The following is a 17,282-nucleotide window of genomic DNA, read 5'->3' as shown; positions in this document are numbered from 1 at the left end:
CCCGGAAAGCGACTCCAGCCGCGACTAGAGCCCCGGAGGGGCGACACTGGTCCGCAAGCTCCGCGAGAATGCCTCCCCGGCGGCGTTAGGATCTCCTACGCGGCTCCGTTGCGCACTTGCTTGTCGGGCTGAAAGCCTCCCACCGCCTGCACTTTGGCTTACAATGCAGACTCACGTGGCGTAAATCCCGCTGATCGCTGCCGCCAATCGAACGAGGCTCCGCGTCTAGATGAAGTCGCTTGAAGAGTTCTACTCAACACTCTGGAAGCTATTAATCGTCGCCGGCGGCGTCTATTTCGCGTTCGATCTTTTCATTCGCCGCACGCCAGTCGAGGTCGGCCGCGAGACGACCTACCTCGTCGAGCCGCTCGACGAAGACGGGCTTCCCAACTACACGCTGGCGCTTCACCAGAAGCAACGCGAAGACGTGACGCCGGAGGACAATGCCGCTGCGTTGATGTGGCAGGTCGTGCGGCCATCGGAAGTCACCGACGAGGAGTACGCCCTCATCTGTCGAGAGCTTGCCGTTACCCCCTCCGCGAACGAGCAACTGGTAACGGACTTCTCCGGCGATGAAACGATAGCGAGGCTGATCGAATGGCGACTCGCCGCAGACGACGCCGGAGCGGAAAGAGAGTTGGATGAACTTGAACAAGTCGAATTTACCGAGGCGATCGTCGAATGGGTGAGGCCTCTTCCTGGACTCCCGTGGAAGCGGGAGCATGCTCCGCCCCTAGCGAATTGGCTTGACGAGAATCAGACGCAACTCGACAGGCTCGTTACCGTCGCCGCGCGTCCCAAGTTTTACAGTCCGTCTCCGAACGCCTTAGCCGATTCGAACACGGCTGTCCTGGACATGGAAGTCCCACACATATTGGCGGTGCGAAAAGTCTCCCGAACGCTCGCTGTGCGCGCTGCTCTCCGCATGGGAGGCGAGCAACACGAGAAGGCATGGCAAGACTGCTTGGCATGCTGGCGGCTTGGAGAATGCATCAGCAACGGACCGATGCTTCTTGACCGACTCGCTGGGATCGGAATCCGAGACGTAGCGATGCGATCTACCGTTGCACTCGTGCAAGTTACTGATCTACCGATCGAAAAATTACGACAGATGCTCGTCGAAATCGACAACTTGCAGCAGCAGGTTGACCTCGCCCCTGCAGTCGATTTCTCCGAAAGACTCTACTTTCTCGACGCCACGCTGCGGCTCGCTACACATCGCCTCGGCGGCGCCGATGAAAGCTTCTCATTCTCTTTGCCAGTGGAAGTCGACTCGAATGTTGTGCTGCGAGTCGGCAACGAATGGTTCGATCGCTTCGTCGCAGCCGCGGCCCTGGCCGATCCAACTCGACGCCGAGCCGAAATGGAGGCGATTGAAGGGGAACTTCGCGATCAATTCGACGCTGCCTTGAGAAAGCCTTTAGCGTTAGCATTCAACCGGACGACCCGCAGCGAGTTCGTCGGCAGCATCCTCACAAGGCTACTGATGCCGAACGCCAGTCTTCTCTATCGGGCACAGGTTCGCGATGCTACCAACTATCAGCTGACGCGACTCGCCGTCTGTCTCGCCATTCATCACGCAACCGACGGCGAGTACCCCAAGACGCTCGAATCTCTCGCCCCCCGAGTGACGGCTAACATGCTGATCGATCCTTTTAGCGGCGAACAATTGATCTACAAGCGGTGCGAGGAAGGCTACCTGCTCTACAGCGTCTCCGCGAACGGGTTGGACGAAGGCGGCGACGACTACGAAACGCCAATCGTCGACGGCGAGTGGCTCAGCCCTGAGGCATGGAGCGAGTTCTCCCCCCCAGACTTTCTCGACGCCGACATCGTCATTCGCGTCCCGCTGCCGCCGCCCCCGCCGTTGAAACTGCCAACAAAACCGGCGTCCGACTACGCCGAGCCATAAGCGACGCCCAATCCGCGTGGCTTTGAGCCAACCTGTCGCTTAGAATGGAGCGAACCGTCACGGAGCTTCAAAATATGAGCCTGCAACTTCCTCCCGAACTGCAATCTGCCATGCAACCCTTTCTCGTCGCTGGTCGCTATACCGACGAAACGGAGTTGCTGCGCGACGCGCTCGCCGCTCTCAGCCGTGAGCGCGAGGTCGCCGAAATCCAATTGGGACTCGACGACGTAGCTGCAGGGCGCTACCGTCCCTTTGAAGAGATCGACGCCGAGATCCGCAAGAAGTTCGGCTTCAAGGGACCGTAAATGTCCCGGCTAGTCATTCTCAGCGATCGCGCTCACGCTGACCTCGAGATAAATTGCGAATGGTGGGCTGAGCACCGCTCCGCTGAGCAAGCCGAACGGTGGTACAACGCCTTCGCACTGGAAATTCGGTCGCTCGCGACGACAGCAGAGCAACATTCCAAAGCAAGTGAAAGCGACCGCTTCCCGTTCGAGCTCCGCCAACTCAACTTTGGCCTGGGGAGTCATCCCACCCACCGAGCGGTTTACATAATCCGCCCCGACATGATCTTGGTGCTCCGAATTCAACACCTTTCGCAAGACGCCCTCACGCCGGACGATCTCTGATCGCGTCAGCGATTTTGAGTAGCCAAACGTCGATTGCTACAAGTCCTTGCGTTAGGCGGTCGCCTGCTCCGCCGCTCCCGTCAACTCGCGCAGCCGCGTCTCCACCAAATTCGTCAGCTCCCGATTCAGCGACGCGAATTCCTCAAACCGCCCGACGCGGCGGCGCAGCTCCGGCAGCAGTTCGCTCGGCGCCAGGGGAGGGCGTTTGACTTTCGGCGTCTCGCGGACGATTTCGTGAATCCCGGCCATCGCACTTCCTTGTTTGATGCGGACGGTAACCTGCCGGCGAGCGGTCGCTCAGCCAGTCGTGAACGCCGCTCGCGCGGCTGATTGAATTTGTTCCAGCGGCAGCGAACGTTCTGCCGCGAGCTTCGCACACGCATCGTACTCCGGCGAGAACCGTTCGCTCCCATCAGGCAGCGTCGCGACGATTCCGCTCACTTCACCGTGAGCCGTCGCGACGGTCGTCGTCCGCCGCGGCAAGACGATGCGTTCGACCGTCGAGCGCCGCACGCCAAGCGCCGTCGTCTCGCGGAAGATCACTGCAGCGAGGGCCTCAGCATCCGCCGGCCGGCACTGGACGGCCAGCAGCACGCCTGGGCGGCTCTTCTTCATCGCGAGCGGCGTCGTCGACACGTCGAGCGCGCCCGCCTGCCGCAACCGCTCGCTCGCAAACCCAATCGCCTCGCCGGTGACGTCGTCGAGGTTCGTCTCGAGCAGCACGATCGTGTCGCTTGTCGAGGACGCAGTCTTGGCGGTCGTCTCGCCCACGAGCAACCGCAACAAATTCGGATGCGCGAAATCTTTCTGACCAGCGCCATAACCAATCGCTTCGACGGTCATCGCCGGCAGGGGGCCGAACTGGTCGACCAGCGCCGCCACAATCGCGGCCCCAGTCGGCGTGGTCAGTTCGCCTTCAGCAGCAAAGTCGGCCAGCGGAATGCCTCGCAACAGTTCGCCTGTCGCGGGCGCCGGAATCGAACACCGTCCGTGTGCAATCTGCACGAACCCGGTCCCCGTCGGCACCGGCGAGCAAACGATCCGTTCGACGCCGAGCAAGTCCCACGCGATCGCGCTCCCCACGATGTCGGCAATCGAATCGACGGCGCCCACCTCGTGGAAGTGGACCTTCTGAATCGTCGTGCCGTGCACCTTCGCCTCGGCCTCGGCGAGCTTGCCGAAGATCCGCAGCGCGAGCTCTCGCTGCCGCTCGGTCAGCACGCTGCCGGCGATCATCGCTTCAATGTGGTGCAAATGGCGATGCTTGTGCTCCGGCTCGTGCTCCACCGTTAGCTGCGTCGCGCGAAATCCGCACTTCTTCGTCTCTTGAACGACCAGCCGGCAGCTCGGCAGCCCCAGTGAATCGATCCCCGCCTGCACCGCCGCCAAGTCGACGCCCGCATCGACGAGGGCGCCGAGCGTCATGTCGCCGCTAATGCCGCTAGCACAATCGAGGTAAGCAATTCGCATCGTTCGCCAATCCATCCGCCCGCCAGCAGTGCTGGCGCCAGCGGTTCAAAGTTCACGTTGTTGTATCGTCGCCGGGCAGACCGTCATTGTAGGAAAGCTGCGGGAGGCCGGAAATCATGCCACGCCCGCCGCCGTTGAGCAAAAGTCACCGTTTCGTTACCCTCCGCCGCCTCTCTCAACACTCCGCCCCTCGACACAGGACGCGCCATGGCCGTTGCCTTCGCCGCTGCTGAGCACCACGCCGGCATCGCAGCGGCGCCGCTCCCCGCCCGGCTAAAGCTCCTGTTCATCGCCGCCAGTCGCGGCGCCGCCACGTGGCTCGCCAACGCCTTCGCCGTCGACGGGGCCGCGCAAATTACCGTCGAGGAAGCGATCGGCGAAGCGGCCGGCCTCGCCCGACTCCGCCACGAAGCGTTCGACGCCATCCTCATCGGCCACGAAGCGCTGATCTTCGACGGCCTCGAACTCGCGACGGCCCTCCGCACCGGCGGCCACGACGCACCGATTCTGCTCCTCGGTCACGAACCGCCGGCAACGCTCGACGCCCTCTGCTACGAGGCGGGCGCCGACGATTACTGCTGCCTCGCCGAGACCACTGTCCGCGGCCTGCTCTGGAAATTCTCCCGCGCGATCGAGCGTTCGACGCTCGCCCGCGAGAACCGCCGTCTGATCCAAGCCGAACGCCATCGCCTGCAGCAAGAGCGCCAAGAAGCAGATCGCCTGCTCGAACAACAGCGGGCGCTGATCGCCGATCTGGAAGAACTGCGCGAAGGCCGCCGCCCGCCGCCAGTCTCGCTGGCGCTGGTCGCCGACGCCGTCGCGGAAGACGACTCGCCCTGCATCGGAGTCGACCTCCTCGCGCTGACGCCGCGCGAGCCGCATCAGCTACCGCCGGAACTCGTGGCTCACTATCGCGAGCTGCTGCGGGCCTACGTCATTATGGGCGCCGGTAACCTCGCCCGCGAAATGTCCGACCTCGCGACGCTCCTGGCCGAGGCGAACGTCTCGGCCCAGCGAGCGCTGCAGCTGCACCTGCAAGTCCTCGAAGAACTGGTGCAGGGACTCGGCAATCGCAGCGCCCGGCACGTGATGAACCGGGCCGATCTGCTCGCTCTCGAGGTTATGAGCCACTTGGCAGACGGCTACCGGCAGCGCTATCATGAGCGCCGCCACCCAGCCCGCCAGCAGCTGCTGCCCGGGTTCGACCGGGCGGCATAAAAGCCACCGGCTCCGCCGGTGGACGAACTGCACCGTGGCCAGCGATTCGCAACGCGTCCACCGGCCGAGCCGGTGGCTCTCATTGTGAACTTGAGAACCTAACTGCATGAGCGACGCCACCACTACCGTCGAAGAGCTCCGCCAAATCGTTCGCCAGTTCGTCGACGAACGCGATTGGCGCCAGTTCCACGCTCCGAAAAACGTCTCGATGGCCCTCGCCGTCGAAGCCGCCGAGCTGATGGAGCACTTCCAGTGGCTCGATGTCGACGCCTCGCGAAAGCTGCCTGAAGACGCCGAGAAGCTTGCCGCCATTGGCGAAGAACTCGCCGATGTCATTGGTTACTCGTTCGCGCTCGCCAACGAGCTCGGCATCGACGTCTCCGACGCCATTCGCAACAAGATGGTGAAGAACCGCCTCAAATACCCGGCCGAGGAATTCCGCGGCCGGTATCGTCGCGATGGCTGAGCCAATCAAGAAACTCGCGATCGTCGGCGCCAGCGTTCGCGCGGCCGCCTTCTCCGCGCTGCGGGCCGGCTACGACGTCGTCGCCGCGGACCTCTTCGCCGACGCCGACCTGCGGGCTCACTGCGACGTCACCCGCATCGAATCGGGCTATCCCGAATCGATCGCCGACTGGCTCTCGCGCACCGAGTGCGACGGCTGGCTCTTCACCGGCGCCATGGAGAACCATCACGAGCTGATCACCTCGCTCGCCAAGCTGCGGCCTCTCGTCGGCTGCAGCGGCGGGGCGATCCGCGCCACTCGCAATCCACTCCTGCTGCAGCCGGTCATCCACGCCGCAGGGCTCTCGTTTCCTGAGACCGTCGAAACGCCCGACAAGCTGCCGCTCGATCGCTCGTGGCTCTGCAAAACCTACCGCAGCGCGAACGGCTCCGGCGTGTGGCTCCTCGACGGCGCTGAATCTCGCCAACGAGCGCTCGACGAAGAGGCTTACTTCCAACGCTTCATCGGCGGCGCCTCCGCGGCTGCCGTGTTCGTCTGCTCCCGCAACGGCTCGCAGTTGCTCGGCGTCACGCACCAACTCGTCGGCGACGCCGCGGCGCGAGCGAAGCCGTGGCACTACTCCGGCTCCGTCGGCCCGCTGCCCGTGAGCGACGCCGTCGCCGCGCAACTCGCACGGCTCGGCGAACTCCTCAGCGAACGCTTCAAACTCCTCGGCCTCGTCGGCGTCGACCTCGTGATCCATGGCGAGAAGGCCTGGATCATCGAGATCAATCCTCGCTATTCCTCCTCCGCCGAAATCGTCGAACGGATGACAGGCGTCAACGTCGTCGAGGCGCACGTGAACGCCTGCCGCGGCGAACTCGCGGAGCAACCGCCGGCCCCACGCAGCGGCAAGCCGGCCGCCAAGCACGACGACGAACCGCTCATCCACGGCAAGACAATCCTCTACGCCAAGCGCGAGGCAACGGCCAGCGACGAGTTCCACGCCTGGGCAATGAGCCAGTCGTCGCTCGACTCCACGGCCTGCCAACTCGCCGATATTCCCGCCGCCGGCGAAGGCATCGTCCCCGGTCAGCCAATCCTCACGGCGTTCGCCGCCGCCCCCGCCGCGAAGTACGATGGCGAGATGAAGCGGCTGCTCGCCCAAGTCGAATCCCGGCTCTACCCCGAGGAGTAAACGATGCGACTCGGAGTCGTCAGCGATTCGCACGGCCACGTCGAGGTGACCCGACCGGCGATCCGCATGCTGGAAAGCCTGCAGGTCGACCGCGTCCTCCACTGCGGCGACATCGGCTCGATCGCGGTCGTCGAGCTCTTCGCCCAGTGGCCCACCGATTTCGTCTTCGGCAACTGCGACTACGACCACGCCGAGTTCGCGGCGGCGATCGAGAGGGCAGGGCAGACCTGCCACGGCGCCTTCGGCGACCTCACGATCGCCGGCCGTCGCATCGCGCTCATTCACAGCGACGACCGCCGTCGCTTCCAGGAAACGATCCGCTCCGGCGAGTACGACCTCGTCTGCTACGGCCACACCCACGTCGCCGCCATCGAGCGGATCGGCGAAACGCTCGTCCTCAATCCGGGCGCCCTCTTCCGAGCGAATCCCCATTCGCTAGCAATCGTCGACCTGCCGACGCTTGAAGCAACGATCATCCCGCTGTAGCCGCATTCTGCCCCCGTCAGCAGCAGCCGTCCGCCGCTGCTGCTTCAGCATTGGGCACTCTCGCGGCCGCCGGCGCCGCCTGCAGCAGCAGGTCCGCCACCGGGCCCTAGCGACGAAAACACCGCTATTTCTCGCATGCTAGCGAACCAAACGGGCCGGAATTCCGTTCTTTTTATAGGCGGGCATGCCGTTTGCTTCCGATTATTGACCGAAGATTGTGGTAGTGGCCGCACGGTGCGCGAGCAAACGGCGGCTGCTTCACGACAAGGATGTTGCCCACGAATCTTCTTGGCGCGGTCGCGCTGCTGGTTTCACGAAGCCCCACGGCTTCCACAAACTGCGGCCCGAGTTTCGCCAAGGCGGAGAGTTGCGATGAACAACCGATTTGAAGGCCGTTCGCCGTTGAGCGACGTTGAACGGCAGATAGAGGAATCCGAAGCGTTGATTTGGGACCTACTCGACGACGAGTTGGACGAAGCCAATTTCGCCCGCTTGGTATCGCTGCTCGAAGAGAACTCAACCGTGCGTTCGCGCTACGTCGACTGCGTGCAGCTTCACGTCGACTTGCAGGAATACTTCGGCCAGAAAGCGCTCGATAAGAAGCAACTCGATGAGAAGCAACACGGCAGTACGCCGGTGGTCGCCAACGCCTTGCCCGGTTTGACAGGCCTGCCTGGCTTTCCGACGCTGATTCAATAATCGCCAACCAACGAACCATTTGAAACAGTGAGTTAGCCGGCGGCGCCGCGCCCGCCAGGGCCAACAGCGGCGCCGGCTAACCACGCAAGTCACGACTGCACCCCGTCGCAATCTGGGGCCTGCAACGTTTCCCACGCCTCCCTCCCGGGGCCCCAGATTGCGTTTTTCTCGTCGCTTGCGGCGTGAAATGAACGCCACTGGCTCCGCCGGTGGTTTCGATGCAGCGGTTTTCTTCTCCGCCCCCGCCAGCTATTCTGCGGGATTGTCGCGCACCTTCCGCCGCGACCGCGAACCCAGTTCCCGCGAAGTGGTCCTTGCTTGGCCCCCGTCGCTTTTCCCGTTCCCCCTGCCGAAAGTCCCTCCCACGGCTAAGAAACCTGCCAGCAAGGCGGCCAAAGGCGACGACCCCAACGAAAAGGTCATCGCCCACAACCGCAAGGCTCGCCATAACTACGAAGTCGTCGACACGCTCGAGTGCGGCATCATGCTCGTCGGCAGCGAGGTCAAATCGCTGCGCGCGGGGCTCGTCTCGATCGAGGAAGCCTACGCGCGGATGGAAAAGCGGGAGGTCTGGCTCGTCGCCGCCGACATCCAGGAATACAAAAACGCCAACGCCTGGAACCACGAGCCCAAGCGCCGTCGCAAGCTCCTCCTCCACCGTCGCGAGATCGACAAATTCGCGGGCTTCGCCTACGAGAAAAACTTCACGCTCGTCCCGCTAAAGCTGTACTTCAAAGAAGGCCGAGCCAAAGTCCTGCTCGGCATCTGCCGCGGAAAGAAGAACTACGACAAGCGCGAATCGATCAAGAAGGGCGACATGCAACGCGACATCGATCGCGCCATGCGCCGCGGCCGGTAACTCGCTGAGGCGCCCGCCTCTAGCCCCGGGCTCCGCCCGGGGGTCGCTCACCATTCCGCGCGACGACGCCACTCGGTAAGGAAACCCACCCCCGGGCAGAGCCCGGGGCTAATGAGAGCCGCAAGCGCCACCGCCTACTCCGCCTCAACGAGCAACGAAACCGCCTGCCCCGTCGTGCGGTGATTCAGCAACAACGCCAACGGCGACGCGGCTTTCCCCAGTTCCGTCGCCACATTCACCGGGCATTTCGGATCGGGCGTCTCGTAGTTCAGCGTCGGCGCCACCAGCCCGCGCTGCAGCCCGAGCAGCGTCATCGCCAGTTCCACCGCGCCGCACGCGGCGCCGACGTTGCCGATGTAGCTCTTCAGCGCCGTGACGGGCACGTCCCCCAGCGTCCGGCGAATCGCCGCCGCCTCAATTCGGTCGTCAATTTCGGTGCTCAGCCCATGGGCGCTCACATGCCCGACGTCGCCCGGCTTCACCCCGCCGGAGGCGAGGGCCGCCTCGATCGCCTGTCCAATCGCTTGCCCCGTCGGCTTGTACGATGCCGTCGCCGCCTCGTACCGCCGCCCGTAGCCGGCGATCCGCGCGAGTGGCTTCGCTCCCCGCGCCAGGGCATGTTCGCGGGTCTCCAGGACGAACATCGCCGCCCCTTCGCCGCCGACCATCCCGTCGCGATCGGCATCGAACGGCCGGCAAGCCCGCTCTGGCTCCTCAACCCGCTGCGACAGCCGAGCCCCGGCGTGCCAGATTAGATCCATCCAGCCAATGCTCGAACTCGCCCCGCCGGCCAGCATCACATCCGCATGCCCTCGCGCCACGACGTCGGCCGCCTCAATGAGCGCGAGCAGCCCCGACACGTCGCCCGCCACGATCGAGTTGCTCGGCCCGCGAGCATCATGGGCGATGCTCACATGGGCCGGCGCCATGTTCGGCAGGTACTTCAGCAGCCACAGCGGAAAGACCTCCCGCAGGCCCGTATTCCCCCAGCGGTTGAAATCGAAGATCCCGTCGCCCGAATCGCTTGCATGGCAGGCGGCCGCCAGTTCCGGCATTTCGGGGCAGAACATGTTCGACCCGCTCGTGACGCCCAGCCGGTCGGGGTCGATGTTCGCCCCGTCGAGCCCCGCCGCAGCCCACGCCATTTCCGACGCGGTAAAGCCGAGCTGCGTCTCCCGCGACATCACCTTGAGCGATTTCCGCGGTTTGACGAATTCCTTCGGGTCGAAGTCGGCCACGTCGCCGGCGATCGGAATCGGCAATTCCGCCTGCAGTAGCTCGGGCACGGCCCGGACGCCGCTTTCGCCCCGCTCGATCGACGCCCATACCGCGTCGGCGCCGACGCCAATCGGACAGACGATCCCCAGGCCGGTGACGACGACTTCAGGCACAGCGAGATCGCGGGGGAGGGGACGTGCGGGTGGCCCTGAAAAACTCGCCCGGAAACCGGGGGCCAGAATCTTGCCAGTCTAACTACGGCTCTAGGGGGCAACAAGCAGCAGGTCGGCCCCCTCCGGGCCAGGGCATCACCCCGCCCGGCAATTGGGCAGTTGTACCATTTGGGGGAGTGTCCGCACGGTGGGGTTCCGCTGACCTTGCCATCCGAGCAGCCTTGATCGAAGAGTTCGCCCCCCGCCGTCCGATCCAGACTTTTGGTTGGTGCACCGCCGCGGGGCAACGCACCGAACGACTGAGTGCGGGGCTTGAACGTGTCGCAGATCTCGATTTCCGAGCCGACCCGCGGGGCCGGCCCGCTGGGCGGGTTCTCGTTGTCGCAGGCTCGTACGATCGTCGGCGGATCGTTCCGCCCCAACCCCTGGATCTACTGGACCGACTTCCTCACGAGTTGGTCGATCGGCGTCGCCGCCTTCGCCGCGGTCACCCATCCGCAGCTTCTGGCGTCGAACGCCCTCTGGCACAACGCCGACCTCGCCGCCCGCACCGACTGGCACTGGCCAGCCACGGTCGCGATGTTCTTCGTGTCGTCGCTGCTCTACTACCGCTGCTCGTTGTTCATCCACGAGCTCGTCCACATCCGGGCCGACGAATTCAAAGCGTTCCGCTTCGTCTGGAATATGCTCTGCGGGATTCCCTTTCTGATCCCGTCGTTCGTCTACTACACCCATCTCGATCACCACCGCCGCAAGCATTACGGCACGCACGAAGACGGCGAATATATATCGCTGTCGAACATGCCGGCTCGCGCGATCCTGATCTACCTATCGCAGATCCTCGTGCTGCCGATCCTCGGCGTCGTGCGGTGGGGCGTCCTGACGCCGATGACCTGGTTCAGCCCGCGCTTGCGCAACTGGGTCCACCAGCACATGTCGTCGATGATCATGGACCCAAAGTACATCCGCCCGCTGCCGACGAAGAAGGCACTGCGGATCATTCGCATGCAGGAAGTTCTCTGCTTTCTCTTCATCTGCTTCGTCGGCGTGCGGATGACGATGAGCTACGGGCTGCTGTTTAACGAACCATTGCCGCCTTCGATGCTGCTGCAGATTTACCTCACCGGCGTGTTTATCGTCGCGATGAATTCGCTCCGCACGCTTGGCGCCCATCGCTGGACGAGCCACGGCACCGAGATGAACTTCGTCGAGCAAATGCTCGACTCGATTAACTACCCGCACGCCCCGCTCATCGGCGGGCTCTGGGCGCCGATCGGCCTACGGTTCCACGCGCTGCATCACATCTTCCCGACGATGCCATACCACGCGATGGCGAAGGCGCATCGCCGGTTGATGGCCGAGCTGCCCGCCGACTCGCCCTATCGTCAGACCGAGGCCCGCTCGCTGACGATGGAGATCATCCGCCTGTGGAAACGCGCCCGCGCGAACGAGCAGCAGCCGACCGAAGATCCGCAAACAATCACCCGCCGCAGCGCATAACCCCGCCCGAAGGGTATTCTTCAGGCCCAACGGGCCGCGCTATGATAGCCCAGGGCGCAGCCCTGGGAGAACGTTCGCAATTGACGCGAAAGCCCTGAAGGGGCGCGCTAAGGCTGGCGCGCCCTTACAGGGCTATCTTGCTAACGGCGGGACCTATCCAGGGCTGCGCCCTGGGCTTTCATGGCGCGGCCTTACAGGCCTGAATGCCGAAGTCCCTCTAGACTGTTCGGCGAGTTCACCCTAACTGCATCTCGCGAAGCGCTCTGCATGACGCGCAGCCAACAGAAGATCGTTCGAAGGCCGCCCATCAAACCTTACGCTGCTCCAGCTTCGGCAAGAACGCCGCAATGATCCCCATCAGCGGCAAGTACGCGCAAAACTGAAAGACCTGCTCCAAACTGGTCCGATCAGCCCAGTACCCCAGCACGGCCGCCGCGATCGCGCTAATTCCAAACGCGAAGCCAAAGAACAGCCCCGCCACGGCGCCGACTCGTCCCGGCAACAGTTCTTGAGCGAACACCAAGATCGCCGAGAACGCCGACGCCAAGATCGCCCCGATGAACACCGTCAGGACGATCGTCCCCACCATCCCGGCATGGGGCAGGGCCAGCGCGAATGGCGCCACGCCGAGGATTGAAAACCAAATGACGACCTTACGGCCAAACCGATCGCCCAATGGCCCGCCCGCAAACGTCCCCGCCGCCACCGCGAACAAGAACGCGAACGACGCCTGCAACGCCTGCTGATCGCTCAGCCCGAACTTCGTCTTCATATACATCGGGTAGTAGCTCGTGAAGCTCACGAGGTAGACGTACTTCGACAGCACGAGCGCCACCAACACGCCGATAGCGCTGGCTACTTGCCGCCGCGAGAGATAGGCGTGCCGCTGCGGCTTCGAGACGATTCCCTTCGCCGCTCGCGTCGCCAATTTCGCGTGATACCACGTGCCGATGCGAGTCAGCACGATAATGCCCGCCAACGCGATCAACGAAAACCAGGCGATGTTCCCCTGGCCGTAGGGGATCACGAGCGCCGAAGCGAGCAACGGCCCCAGCGACGTCCCGAAATTGCCGCCAACCTGAAACAGCGACTGGGCGAACCCGTGCCGCCCGCCCGCGGCCATGTGGGCCATCCGCGAAGCTTCAGGATGAAAGATGCTCGACCCCGTTCCCACCAGCGCCGCCGACGCCATGAGCGTCACCAGCGACCGCGCCTGAGAGAAACAAAGCAGCCCCACGAGCGTCAGCCCCATCCCAATCGCCAACGAATATGGCTTCGGCTTGCGATCGGTATACAACCCCACGACCGGTTGCAGCAGCGACGCGGTGAGTTGGAACGCGAACGTAATGAGGCCGATGTCGAAGTAGTCGAGCTTCAGCGAACCTTGCAAGAGCACATACGTCGCCGGAATCAACGACTGAATAATGTCGTTGAGCATGTGCGCCACGCTAATCGCCAGCAGCACCTTCAGCGCCGTCTTCTCGACGACCGGCGTCGACGGGGGCAACTCGCTGGAAAGGGCGGACGCGGCAGGGCTGCTCATCGGTGGGCTCGAAGTGCAAAGGGGCGAGACGAAAGTCATCGCCGGCAGGAGCTTGAATCTTACGGCAAGCAGGACCGCTCGACTATGCGACTGGTTCGCCCCGATGGCCCCGACGCACCCCTAACTTCGGAAAGCCGCGACCGCCATTGACGTGGCCGAAAATGGCACGTTGTTTTCGGCGGCGGATGGCGCCACACTAAACGAGCGTTCACTGCGCGCTCAGAGGCAGATTCGCAGCATGCCAGCCCCCCTGTGGGAGGCGTCTCCGACGCCGATGACGGCCGCCACTCCAGACGACTCTGACGTGGCAAAACCCACCGGCAGCAACCGCTCGTTGTCGAGCCTTTCGCAGTCCCGGAGCCACTTAGTGTCGCGTCAAATGCGACACTAAAACACGACGTGACATCGCAATCTCAATCACCGCAACAAGTTACCGCCAATGCTTAGTGTCGCCTAAAATCGCGTTTTGCAAATGAGCCCAACGCGACACGACAGCAAACGCAACTTCCAACGAAGGAGACGAGCGACCGTGAAGCTCCACGAACGCCAACGGCGTTCCATCATCCAGCCCGGGGTTGATCGCACAGCGATCTACCCCGGTTAACACCCCCGCGCAACACCCACAACCCTGAAAGGGTTGCAGCCAACGCACAACTCAAATCAACGCGCCAATTAAAGAGTCATTTAGTAAAATCATCTTCACGGCGATTCCGCCGCGATCCGTTCGATCAGCAATTCGGAGCGGCCGATGTTGCAGCAAGAACTCCTGACGCTCCTGCCAACAGAGCTTCGCTACGAGCGCATCCCGCTCGCCGACGGCGACAATGCGCTCGGCCCTTGGCTGGCGGCCATCGGCAAGTATGTTGAGCCTCCCGACGATACTCCTGGCTTGTCGGTGATTCTCTACGGTTGCTGCGAAGAGGAGACGCCCCCCAAGCCGACCGTCGACGATTGGCGCCGACTCGACGACTGGCTCGCCGCCAACGCTACAGCCATCGATCTACTCGACGCTGGGATCGCCCGCGGCCGGCTACAACTCAACGCGCAACTCCGGACGTCGCTGGAGCCCCAGCCGATTATCGTCCCGGCGAACGATCTACGTAATTTTGGCAGACTCCTCGCCATTCGCGCGCAACGCTTGTGCAAACTCGGCGACTCGACGGCCGCGGTCGCCGACTGCATGCGTCTGCTGCAAATGAGCCGCATGGTTCTGCAGGGTGAGGGCTTCTACCTCGACATGTTGGTCGGGACGGCCTTACGCTCGTGCGCCGCAAACGCCATCGCCTCCGTCGCCAGAACGGATCTCCCTCCAGCGACGCGCCATCAGCTTGAAACCGCGATCACCGCCTGGCTGCCGATCGAGGACGCGATTGCCTCGGCCATTCGCATCGAGATTGCCGAGTCGGCCCTCTCCACGCTGGCGTTGCTCCCTGAAACGAACGATCTGGACGAGCTGCTCGATGCCTTCATCCTCGGCTTCTACAACTCGGCGGAGCAGGCGGCGGCGATGGCGGAGTTCAACGCAGAGATTGCTCCCGACGAACAGCTTTTACAACGCCGAACGGAACTGCGGCGACGGCAACTGCGATTGCTCCTCGACGGCCACCCACGCCCGTTCGACAAGGCTGCCACAACTCGACTGCTCGGCGAGCTCGCGCTCGACAGCATCAACGAAGTGCGCGACCCGCAGTCTCAGGAGAAGGGTTGGGCGCCTCGATTGGCAAGCAAACTCCGCCGACATTGGCGGCCGACGGAAGACGAACTACTCGCAGCGGCTTGGCCACATGCGCTTCACCCTGCTTACGAATTGACGGCCTTCGGCGACGATGAGGCAGCAGCCGCGGAACGAGCGAGCAGCGTGGAACTAATGGGCAGGGAGTATGCCAGCTACTACGTCATGCCGACCGATGCGCAGCTGACCCGCCAGCAAAAAATCCTGCGGAAGATCGACAACCCGATCGGGCGCGTCGTCGCGTCGATTCTCGCCTCCTTTCCAGGATTGCAAATGCTGACCGATCGCGGACGCAGCGACCAGACGGCGGCGCAACAGGCGTTGGCTTCAGCGGCGGCAGCTTGAGGCGCCGTGTTTGGAATACGGACCGATTTTTGTCAGTTCTTGGCTGCAGCGATCGAATAGGCTGGCGGCGCGTGCGTGGCGCTCCGGCGGGTCGTTGACCCGCGGCTACTTTGCTCACGCCGTGCGGTCGAAGTAGGCGAAGCTTCCTTGGATTTGCGACCATGTCATCGTCACCCGCGCATAGTTCGCGCCCCACGGATTGAAGAGCGTGATCGTCTGCGTCTTCGCGTTGTAGCCGACTACTGCGTAGGCGTGCCCGCCGACGACCGTGTTCGACGCGGGCGTCCCCTTCGACGCGAACTCAATCATCTTCCCTTGGTTGAAGGCCGTCACGAAGACGTTGAAGTTCGCCGCCGAACTCGTCTGCGCGAACGCGATCGTCGCTTGGCCGGTGATGTGGCCGAGCGCGGCGTAACAGTAGCCGCCAGCGATCGCGGCGTACGAGTTCTGCCCCGAGCCGCTGAGGCCCGCCCGCTGCCAGCCCATTTCGTTCAGCTGCACGTAGCCCTTCTCGGCCAGCATCGTCCAGAGTTCGTTCCCGGCGCTCGCCGCCATCTGGCCCATGCCGGCGTAGATGAATCGCCCCGCGCCGTCGGTCGGCAGGGTCGAGTCGACCGTCACGTACGCCGCCTGCCCGCCGTTGTAGAACCGCAGCGTGTAGGTGCCGTCGCCGTTGACGATGAACATATTCGTCACGGCGGCGGGGTTCTTCAGCGCCACCTCGGCCAGCGACGCCATGAAGTAGCAATCGCCGACGGCGCCCTGTTTGATGTCTTCGTAGCTGGCGCCGTTTACGAACAACTGGCCAGCCGCCTGTTTGTATGTCCCAGACGCAACCGGGCGATCGTTGCCGAGGAACCACTTGCCAATCAGCTTCTCGAGCTGCGCGGAACTCGAGTTGACCGTGAGGTTGCCGAGCGCGCCGCCGAGATACTTCGCATTGGCAGGATTGGCCGAAACGATGTAACTCGTAAGCTTGCCAACGTACTCCAGCGTGCCGAACAGCTTCGTGTTGGCGGCGATGTCGCGCAGGTCGGCGAGTTCGGACGAATCGACGACGTTGCCGTCCTGCACGTTCCGCAGCAAGGCGAGGGCGTCTTTGCGATCGATCACCCCGTCTTGGTACAGCGAAGCGCCAAGCGTGCGAAGCGCGGCATCGCGGATGTTGGCTTCAAACCAATTGACCGGCTTCGGCGGGGCAGGCGTCGGCACCGCTTTGCCGGCGACGGTCGCGACGCCCGCTACCGTCACACGGAACGATTGATTGCTGAACAGCACCTCGCGCCCGTCGGCGAGCTTCACGCGATCCGAACCAATGTCGCCGTTGACCGTCACGTCCTCGACCAGCGCCTGCGCGCCGCCGTTCGCAGTGCTGTTGAGCGAGACGACGTCCGTGCCGCCCAGACTATTGACGACGATCGACTTCACGTCGGCCGCGGCCCAACTGCCGTTGACGTTCGCCACGGAGATGCGGTCGCCCGTCTGCCGGAAGTTGATCGTATCGTTGCCCGCCGTGCCGGTGACGGTAAGCACGCCGGCGTTGAAGCCAGCCGTAATGGCGGCGGCCATCACTTCGCGGCGTTCGAGCGGTTCAAACTGAAGGCTACGCGAGCGGACTGCAGGCTGTGACTTCACTTGATTTACCCACGATGAGAAGAGAAGGGCGGTTCATCGACGGCGATCGCTGCACAGAGCGAGTTGATCGACAGCGAACCGTAGCGAAGAGGCGGGAGCCGCGTTGGCGAGGAGGCGAGCGCTGCGGCAGGGCGGACCTTGAAAAGCTATCTCAGGGAAAGGGCTTTGCGCGCCGCGGCCTGGGGCGTTTCGCCCCGCAAACAGCCGAAAATTGGGCCGT

Annotated in this window: 16 protein-coding genes; 11 read left to right on the top strand and 5 right to left on the bottom strand. The window is 63.6% G+C overall.

The window, feature by feature from the left end:
- The first annotated feature begins 229 nt into the window (after window positions 1–229).
- The 3 genes from ACQY7R_RS20525 to ACQY7R_RS20515 all read left to right on the top strand — a co-directional run bounded on the left by ACQY7R_RS20525 (window position 230) and on the right by ACQY7R_RS20515 (window position 2,541).
- Window positions 230–1,912, top strand: a complete 1,683-nt coding sequence (locus ACQY7R_RS20525; protein ID WP_428307421.1) for a hypothetical protein — start codon at window positions 230–232, stop codon at window positions 1,910–1,912.
- A 74-nt stretch (window positions 1,913–1,986) separates the two neighbouring features.
- The gene (locus ACQY7R_RS20520; RefSeq protein ID WP_428307420.1) at window positions 1,987–2,217 is read left to right on the top strand and encodes a ribbon-helix-helix domain-containing protein; all 231 of its coding nucleotides are present in this window, start codon (window positions 1,987–1,989) and stop codon (window positions 2,215–2,217) included.
- Window positions 2,218–2,541, top strand: a complete 324-nt coding sequence (locus ACQY7R_RS20515) for a type II toxin-antitoxin system RelE/ParE family toxin (protein ID WP_428307419.1) — start codon at window positions 2,218–2,220, stop codon at window positions 2,539–2,541.
- A 51-nt stretch (window positions 2,542–2,592) separates the two neighbouring features.
- On the opposite strand, the gene ACQY7R_RS20510 is transcribed toward ACQY7R_RS20515, so the two are convergent.
- Complete coding sequence (locus ACQY7R_RS20510) at window positions 2,593–2,790, bottom strand: hypothetical protein (protein WP_428307418.1); 198 nt, start codon at window positions 2,788–2,790, stop codon at window positions 2,593–2,595.
- A 48-nt stretch (window positions 2,791–2,838) separates the two neighbouring features.
- On the bottom strand, window positions 2,839–4,011 hold the full coding sequence (gene larC / locus ACQY7R_RS20505; protein WP_428307417.1) for a nickel pincer cofactor biosynthesis protein LarC: 1,173 nt from the start codon (window positions 4,009–4,011) through the stop codon (window positions 2,839–2,841).
- Between the two features lie 207 nt (window positions 4,012–4,218).
- Here larC and ACQY7R_RS20500 point away from each other — a divergent pair, with 207 nt between their 5' ends.
- The 6 genes from ACQY7R_RS20500 (at window position 4,219) to smpB (ending at window position 8,916) form a co-directional block, all read left to right on the top strand.
- The gene (locus ACQY7R_RS20500) at window positions 4,219–5,229 is read left to right on the top strand and encodes a hypothetical protein (protein ID WP_428307416.1); all 1,011 of its coding nucleotides are present in this window, start codon (window positions 4,219–4,221) and stop codon (window positions 5,227–5,229) included.
- Window positions 5,230–5,335: 106 nt separating this feature from the next.
- Complete coding sequence (locus tag ACQY7R_RS20495; RefSeq protein WP_428307415.1) at window positions 5,336–5,695, top strand: nucleotide pyrophosphohydrolase; 360 nt, start codon at window positions 5,336–5,338, stop codon at window positions 5,693–5,695.
- A complete protein-coding gene (locus ACQY7R_RS20490) occupies window positions 5,688–6,872 on the top strand; it encodes an ATP-grasp domain-containing protein (protein ID WP_428307414.1) in 1,185 nt (394 codons plus the stop codon). Before ACQY7R_RS20495 ends, ACQY7R_RS20490 begins: the two co-directional genes overlap by 8 nt.
- A 3-nt stretch (window positions 6,873–6,875) precedes the next feature.
- On the top strand, window positions 6,876–7,358 hold the full coding sequence (locus ACQY7R_RS20485; protein WP_428307413.1) for a YfcE family phosphodiesterase: 483 nt from the start codon (window positions 6,876–6,878) through the stop codon (window positions 7,356–7,358).
- Between the two features lie 372 nt (window positions 7,359–7,730).
- Window positions 7,731–8,057, top strand: coding sequence for a hypothetical protein (locus tag ACQY7R_RS20480; protein WP_428307412.1), 327 nt, complete (start codon window positions 7,731–7,733; stop codon window positions 8,055–8,057).
- Between the two features lie 187 nt (window positions 8,058–8,244).
- Complete coding sequence (smpB, locus tag ACQY7R_RS20475; protein WP_428307411.1) at window positions 8,245–8,916, top strand: SsrA-binding protein SmpB; 672 nt, start codon at window positions 8,245–8,247, stop codon at window positions 8,914–8,916.
- A 134-nt stretch (window positions 8,917–9,050) separates the two neighbouring features.
- On the opposite strand, the gene ACQY7R_RS20470 is transcribed toward smpB, so the two are convergent.
- The gene (locus tag ACQY7R_RS20470) at window positions 9,051–10,307 is read right to left on the bottom strand and encodes a beta-ketoacyl-[acyl-carrier-protein] synthase family protein (RefSeq protein ID WP_428307410.1); all 1,257 of its coding nucleotides are present in this window, start codon (window positions 10,305–10,307) and stop codon (window positions 9,051–9,053) included.
- Between the two features lie 318 nt (window positions 10,308–10,625).
- On the opposite strand from ACQY7R_RS20470, the gene ACQY7R_RS20465 reads away from it, so the two are divergent.
- Complete coding sequence (locus tag ACQY7R_RS20465) at window positions 10,626–11,807, top strand: fatty acid desaturase family protein (protein WP_428307409.1); 1,182 nt, start codon at window positions 10,626–10,628, stop codon at window positions 11,805–11,807.
- 307 nt (window positions 11,808–12,114) lie between these two features.
- Here ACQY7R_RS20465 and ACQY7R_RS20460 read toward each other — a convergent pair whose 3' ends face one another.
- Window positions 12,115–13,350 (bottom strand): MFS transporter, encoded by a 1,236-nt coding sequence (locus tag ACQY7R_RS20460; RefSeq protein WP_428307408.1) that lies wholly within the window; start codon window positions 13,348–13,350, stop codon window positions 12,115–12,117.
- A gap of 748 nt (window positions 13,351–14,098) precedes the next feature.
- On the opposite strand from ACQY7R_RS20460, the gene ACQY7R_RS20455 reads away from it, so the two are divergent.
- Entirely contained in the window at window positions 14,099–15,427 is a 1,329-nt protein-coding gene (locus tag ACQY7R_RS20455) for a hypothetical protein (RefSeq protein WP_428307407.1), read from the top strand.
- Between the two features lie 114 nt (window positions 15,428–15,541).
- On the opposite strand, the gene ACQY7R_RS20450 is transcribed toward ACQY7R_RS20455, so the two are convergent.
- Window positions 15,542–17,062 carry a C2 family cysteine protease gene (locus ACQY7R_RS20450; RefSeq protein WP_428307406.1) on the bottom strand — a complete coding sequence of 507 codons (1,521 nt, stop codon included), beginning with the start codon at window positions 17,060–17,062 and terminating at the stop codon, window positions 15,542–15,544.
- Window positions 17,063–17,282 lie beyond the last annotated feature (220 nt).

It is taken from the genome of Lacipirellula sp. (assembly GCF_965279485.1).
In the GTDB taxonomy this organism is placed as follows: domain Bacteria; phylum Planctomycetota; class Planctomycetia; order Pirellulales; family Lacipirellulaceae; genus Lacipirellula.
This window is presented reverse-complemented; position numbering and strand designations above follow the sequence as displayed.